Source organism: Candidatus Wallbacteria bacterium, from assembly GCA_028687545.1.
In the GTDB taxonomy this organism is placed as follows: domain Bacteria; phylum Muiribacteriota; class JAQTZZ01; order JAQTZZ01; family JAQTZZ01; genus JAQTZZ01.
Window position 1 is genome coordinate 1 of record JAQTZZ010000097.1, and the last position, 6,177, is coordinate 6,177.

A 6,177-nucleotide genomic window follows, 5' to 3' on the forward strand; every position below is an offset into this window, starting at 1 on the left:
TACAGGCTACGACGCGGATCAGGAAGTTCAGGCAGACTGCCGATCTTTTTCAGCTCAGCCGGGGTAATCCTGACCACAGCAAGGTCAGGTTCCTGCAGGTATCTGTAATCCAGAGCCAGTTCCTTGCTCCGCATCGATTCAGTCCTGCCCCGGTTCTCGTTCCAGCGCCTGGTTTCATGCTGGATCGTGCCTCCAGCTTCCAGAATCCCGATCTGTCGCTGGATCTCATAATCAATCGCCAGCCTGATGAAGCGCGGAGAACTGATATTCTTGATCTCAACCCGTGTCCCGAGCTGATTGCGTTGCCTGGAAACTGAGACATTGGCGTCGCAGCGCATCTGGCCGAGTTCCATGTTGGCTTCGGACGAATCAATGGTCCGGAGCAGCAGCTGATAATAACGGAAAAAAGTTTCGGCTTCCTCGCCGATATGGAAATCCGGCTCAGTCACGAGTTCCAGCAGCGGCACTCCTGCGCGGTTAAAATCCACCATGCTCTCTTCACCGGCATGCAGCAATTTGCCGGCATCCTCTTCCAGGTGGACTTCGCGGATCCTGACCGGGATCACCCTGCCCCTGACTTCCACGCTGGATGAGCCGTTTCTGCCAAGCGTGGAGTAAAACTGCGAGACCTGGTAACTTTTGGCGAGGTCCGGATAAAAGTAATGCTTGCGGTCGAATCTGATTTCAGCGGGGATGGCCATGCCAAGCGCGGAAGCAACCTTGAGGGCCTGGCGTAGTGCCTGGCCGTTCAAACTGGGCAATGCTCCCGGAAAGCCCAGGCAGATGTTGCAGACATGCGTATTAGGCTGGTCGGAAAAGGCTGCCGGACAACTGCAGAAAAGTTTGCTTGCAGTCCTGAGCTGAGCATGAATTTCCAGGCCGATCGTACCCAAATAGCTCATACTGCCTCCGGAACTCTATGCGGACAGAGCGAAGCATCAAATTTCAGCATCGATTCAAGCTCTGCCGCGAATTCCAGCAGCCTCAGATCCGAAAACCTCGGCCCCATCAGCTGCACTGAAGTCGGCAGCCCTCCATCCACTCCGACCGGAAGAGAGATGGCAGGAATTCCGGCCAGGTTGGCTGTGACGGTAAATTCATCTGCGAGCTTCATTTTGATGGGATCGCTTGTAAATTCTCCGATTTTAAAAGCCCTGGTCGGAAACACCGGAGTGAGCAGAAAGTCGACCTTGGTAAATGATTCCGCAAGTCCGCAGCTGATTTTTCTTCTGGCAGCCTGGGCCCGTCCGTAATACTGGTCGTAATGCCCAGCTCTCAGCACGAAAGTTCCCAGCATGATCCTCAGCTTCACTTCAGGCCCGAACAAGTTTCTGGTGCTGAACACCAGTTCATCCAGGTCTGCCGGGAATTTCACTGATCGAGCTCCATAACGGATTCCGTCATACCGGCCGAGATTCGAGGAGGCTTCAGCGCAGGCAGTGAGGTAGTACGCGGGAATCACCGTCTCGTCGAGCATGGGTAGTTTTACAGGCAACACATCCGCGCCAAGGGCAACTGCTTTTTCCCTGGCAGCTTCCATTGCCCTGAGGATTTCGGGCTCCAGCGACGGATGATGTAAGTATTCTTCCACTATTCCGATCCTGACTTTCCGATCCGGACGGTCTTCTGAAAAAAACGATTTTTCGGCCACAGTTTCGTCAAAGCCGTCCGGGCCGCGGATCATGTCAAAAATTCTTTTAATATCAGAAACGGCAGCTGCCATGATCCCGATCTGATCCAGGGACGATCCATAGGCTACCAGCCCGTATCTGGAAACAGCTCCATAGGAAGGTTTGAAGCCTGCGATCCCGCAGAATGCGGCTGGCTGCCTGACCGAGCCTCCGGTATCGCTTCCAAGAGCAACCGGGACCATGCCAGAGGCAACCGCGGCTGCCGATCCACCGCTTGATCCGCCAGGAACCCGTTCCAGATCCCAGGGATTCCGGGAGAGCTTGAATGCTGAATTCTCGGTGGATGATCCCATCGCGAATTCGTCCATGTTTGTCTTACCAGCTATCAGTGCGCCTTCTGCTCTGATCCTTTTGACTGCTGTAGCCTCGACCGCCGGATAATGACCTTCCAGGACACGGCTCGCGCAGGTCAGAGGCATTCCGAGCACAGCAATGTTGTCCTTGACCGCTACCGGGAGTCCGGAAATTTTCCCGTCGCTGCAGGACGGAGATTTATCAAGGTGCAGAAAAGCACCCAGCTTCTCGTCAAGGCTTCCGATAACAGCGAGCCTCTGTGCAAAATCAAGGGAAGTTTTCATTTTACGATCCTTGGGACAAAGAAAAAGCCGTCTTCAAAATCCGGAGCATTTTTAAACAGAAGTTCGGGATTTTTCTGCAGACTGAGATCCTGCCTGGTTTCGCTCAGGGAAATGATCCGCTCCACAGGATGGCCGTGGATATCGTCGCTGTCTATCCCGGCAATCGCCTCAAAGTGAAGGAGCGTATTCTGCAGAGCGATTCTGAGAGCCTGAAAATCATCAGGACTCAGCCTGATCCCTGAAAGCTCGGCTGTGATCCGGATTTCTTCATCAGTGATCAACTTTTCGTGATTCAATCTGCCTCCATAATCCGGTGCGGAATCCTGTGCACCGGGAGTGCTTTTGAATTTTCGGATTATGAGGCATTAGTGCCCCATATGAACCTCTAGCAAAATGTTTACCCAGGAAATAGCTGAGTAAAACATTTTGCAAGAGGCTCATTATATCAAATCGTCCAAAGCATCTCAAGATTCCGTTTTCAGGCATCCTGTTCCATGTCAGGACTACTTATGATAATATTGATAAATCATGAGCCCTAACAGATTTGGATTTTATTTTTTCTGGCTGGCATTATCTTTTTTAGCAGCAGGCTGCGGCAGACCTGCTCAGAATCCCCAGATCCAGCACAGCATTGTCGCCACCGATGAAGCTGCTTTCGGCGACACGTTAGTGGAGGGCGCTATTGCAGACGCCATTTCGCTCAATCCCTGGGTTTCCAATGATAGCAGCTCAAACAGGGTTCAGTCCATGATTTACAATGGACTGATCAAGTTTGACCAAGACCTTTCATATGCCCCTGACCTTGCGGAATCCTGGAACTTTTCCCCTGACGGGCTGGAACTGACTTTCAAACTGAAGCGGAACGTCAAATGGCATGATGGAGAAGATTTCTCGTCTGATGATGTCGTATTTTCCTATTCCAATCAAAGTTTCACAGTTGCCCAGTATGTGAAAACAGTAGAAGCCCTTGATAGATATACGGTCAAGGTGACCTATCTGAAGCCCTATTCGCCTGCGCTGCAGAATTACAGTCTCAAGATCATCCCCAGGCATATCTTTAAAAACTATGATTTTCATGACAACACGGAATTTAATTCTCACCCGATCGGAACCGGACCTTACAAATTCAAGGAGTGGACTTCAGGAGAGCAGGTCGTGCTGGAAGCCAATGAGAATTATTTCGAGGGCAGGCCGTTTCTCGACAGATACATCTTCAAGGTGATCCCTGATTCCTCGATGGCTTTCCTGGCTCTGCTCCGCCAGGATCTCGACATCCTCAGGATCACTCCTGACCAGTATGTCAAGCAGGCCGACTCAGATGAGTTCAAAAAATATTTTCTTCTCTACCGCTGTCCCTCTCCCGCCTCTTTCTGTACCATCGGCTATAACGAGAAAGAAGCAATTTTCCAGGATCGAAGAGTCAGGCAGGCGCTGACCATGGCTATTGACAGGCAGGAACTGATCAAAAATATTTTTTACGGTTTCGCGGAGACCCTCGACGGTCCCTGGGTGAAGACCAACTGGGCTTATGATAACAGCATTGTACCCCTCCCCTATTCCCCGGATAAAGCCAGGCAGCTGATGGGCGAAGCCGGCTGGGTCGATAAGGACAATGATTCCGTGCTGGAACGGGACGGAAAAAAATTCGAAGTGAAGATCACAGCCTTGAACGGAGAAAAAATCCACGAACTGCTGGCCAAGGCTGCAATCGATTTCTGGTCCAGGATCGGTGTCAGAGCGAAGCTTGAACTGGTAGATGGGAAAACACTTAAGGAACTGTGCTTCCTGGGAACTTTCGACGCCCTGATCGGCCAATGGGGAACCTATGACCCTGATCTTTATTATTTTTTCCATCGCTGGGAAATTCCTGAGCCGGAAAAAAACAAAAACGGCAAGAATTTCGTCGCCTATTCCAATACACTTGAAGTCGACGCTCTGATCCAGGCCGCCAGGACGACAATGGAAGTTAAAGCCAGGATTGAACTCTATCATAAGCTGCAGGCAGTGATTTACAGGGATCAGCCTTACACTTTTCTCTGCGCTCCAGACGTACTCTATGCGGCAAACAGCAGAATTCACGGTCTCAAAGTCTCACCGGCAGGCATTTTCTGCAACACCTGCAAATTGAATGTCCCAAAAGATCTTCAAAAATACCGTTCCCAGACTTATTGAAAAAAATGAATCTGAAAATAAATTTGAAACATCTGCCACTTTTATTTCTTTTTCTCCTGGCCGGATGCGGGGGGCCACCGCCAGTATCTCAGATCCAAGCCCCGCCCCCAGACGAAAGTCCTGCAGTCGGCGACACTCTGGTGGAAGGAGCGCTCACCGAGGCTTTGACACTCAACCCTGTCAGAGCAACCGAAAGTGCTTCGAGCAGAGTGTCCTCAATGATCTACCAGGGCCTGGTCAAGCAGGACAAAAATCTGCAGTCAATAGGCGACCTTGCTGAAACATGGGAAATCGCTGACAACGGGAAGACAATTACTTTTCACCTGAAAAAAGGTATATTCTGGCATGACGGATTGGAATTCACCTCTGAGGACGCTTATTTTACGTATTCGAATAAATGGTTTTACTGGGCTCAGTTCATTGAAACTATGGAAACCCTGGATGATTACACAATCAGATTCCATTATAAAAATCCGTTTGCCTCTGCAGTTCAGAAATTTGCCATCCCTGTGATCCCGAAGCACGTTTTCAAAACCCACGAAAATATTTACAATGATGAATTCATCAGGACTGCAGTAGGTACAGGTCCTTATCGTTTCAAAGAATGGCGCAGCGGAGACGAGCTGGTGCTGGAAGCAAATCCCCAGTACTTCGAAGGAATGCCTTATATAAAGGAATATGTCTTCAAAACAATTCCTGATCCTTCAATGGCGTTCCTTTCCTTGCTCAGAGGGGATATCGATCTGTTGAAAATCACCCCTGACCAGTATGTAAAGCAGTGCCAGAGCGACGATTTCCAGAAACATTTCAACGTCTACCGCTACCCGAACCCATTTTCAGTATGCCATTTCGGATACAATGAAAAAAAGCCATTTTTCAGCGACAAGCTGGTGAGGAAAGCCATGACAATGGCACTGGACAGGCAGGCCATCATCCGCGATGCTTTCCATGGTTTTGCCCAGCTGACAGACGGTCCCTGGCCAAAGAGTTCCTGGGCTTACAACAAGGAAATCACCCCGCTCCCTTACTCCCCGGAGAAGGCAGCGACTCTGCTTGCTGAAGCAGGCTGGAAGGACACTGATGAAGACGGTATCCTGGAAAAGGACGGGGTCAGGTTTGAATGCGATATCATGTTCCTCAATGGAATCAAAGCCTATGAACTGACCGCCTGGATGGCTGCAGATTACTGGAAAAAAGTCGGCATCAAAGCCTCCCTGAAACCCTGCGAGATATCTGTGATCATGGATGCCTGCTATAAATTGAGCTTTGATATCAACCTCAGCGACTGGTCACTTCAGGATCCTGACCTTTATTATTATTTTCACAGGTGGGAAATCCCTGAACCGCCCGAAGGGAAGGGAGGACGCAACGCGGTCAGCTATTTGAATCTGGAGGTTTGCGACCTGATCCAGAAAGGCCGCACCACTATGGAGATCATGGTACGGACCAGTATTTACCATCGTCTCCACGAACTGATTTACGAGGATCAGCCTTATACTTTCCTCTGCAATCCCGAATGTCTATATGCAGTCGCCAAAAGAATCCATGGAATCGAAGTCGCTCCATCAGGAATTACCCACAATTACTACCGCTGGTATGTGCCGCTTGCCCAGCAGAAATATCACAATTAGTGTTTCAGCCTGTTTGTCTCCTTGCTGACTATTTCGTTGAATATTATCAGTGAGTCTTTCAGATTCCGCGCCACCTGAGCGAGACGAAAGCTTTTTTTCTCTGGA

The 6,177-nt window shown here is 49.9% G+C and carries 5 protein-coding genes; 2 read left to right on the forward strand and 3 right to left on the reverse strand.

Translation table 11 applies throughout. The features are described 5' to 3' along the window. The 3 genes from gatB to PHW04_18930 form a co-directional block, all read right to left on the reverse strand. The coding region (gatB, locus tag PHW04_18920; GenBank protein MDD2717967.1) for an Asp-tRNA(Asn)/Glu-tRNA(Gln) amidotransferase subunit GatB at positions 1 to 902 on the reverse strand (902 nt) is incomplete at its 3' end. After that, positions 899 to 2,269 (reverse strand): Asp-tRNA(Asn)/Glu-tRNA(Gln) amidotransferase subunit GatA, encoded by a 1,371-nt coding sequence (gene gatA, locus PHW04_18925; protein MDD2717968.1) that lies wholly within the window; start codon positions 2,267 to 2,269, stop codon positions 899 to 901. The genes gatB and gatA, both read right to left, overlap by 4 nt. Continuing rightward, complete coding sequence (locus PHW04_18930) at positions 2,266 to 2,565, reverse strand: aspartyl/glutamyl-tRNA amidotransferase subunit C (protein ID MDD2717969.1); 300 nt, start codon at positions 2,563 to 2,565, stop codon at positions 2,266 to 2,268. The genes gatA and PHW04_18930 overlap by 4 nt, the downstream gene beginning before the upstream one ends. A gap of 232 nt (positions 2,566 to 2,797) precedes the next feature. Between PHW04_18930 and PHW04_18935 the strand changes: the two genes are divergently transcribed. Further along, entirely contained in the window at positions 2,798 to 4,441 is a 1,644-nt protein-coding gene (locus tag PHW04_18935; GenBank protein MDD2717970.1) for a peptide-binding protein, read from the forward strand. A gap of 5 nt (positions 4,442 to 4,446) precedes the next feature. Further along, positions 4,447 to 6,072 carry a peptide-binding protein gene (locus tag PHW04_18940; GenBank protein ID MDD2717971.1) on the forward strand — a complete coding sequence of 542 codons (1,626 nt, stop codon included), beginning with the start codon at positions 4,447 to 4,449 and terminating at the stop codon, positions 6,070 to 6,072. Positions 6,073 to 6,177: the final 105 nt, after the last annotated feature.

Excerpts from the sequence above, each read along its gene's own strand:
- PHW04_18940 (MDD2717971.1), top strand. The coding sequence starts at position 4,447 with ATGAATCTGAAAATAAATTTGAAACATCTGCCACTTTTATTTCTTTTT.
- PHW04_18935 (MDD2717970.1), top strand. The coding sequence starts at position 2,798 with ATGAGCCCTAACAGATTTGGATTTTATTTTTTCTGGCTGGCATTATCT.
- gatA (MDD2717968.1), bottom strand. The coding sequence starts at position 2,269 with ATGAAAACTTCCCTTGATTTTGCACAGAGGCTCGCTGTTATCGGAAGC.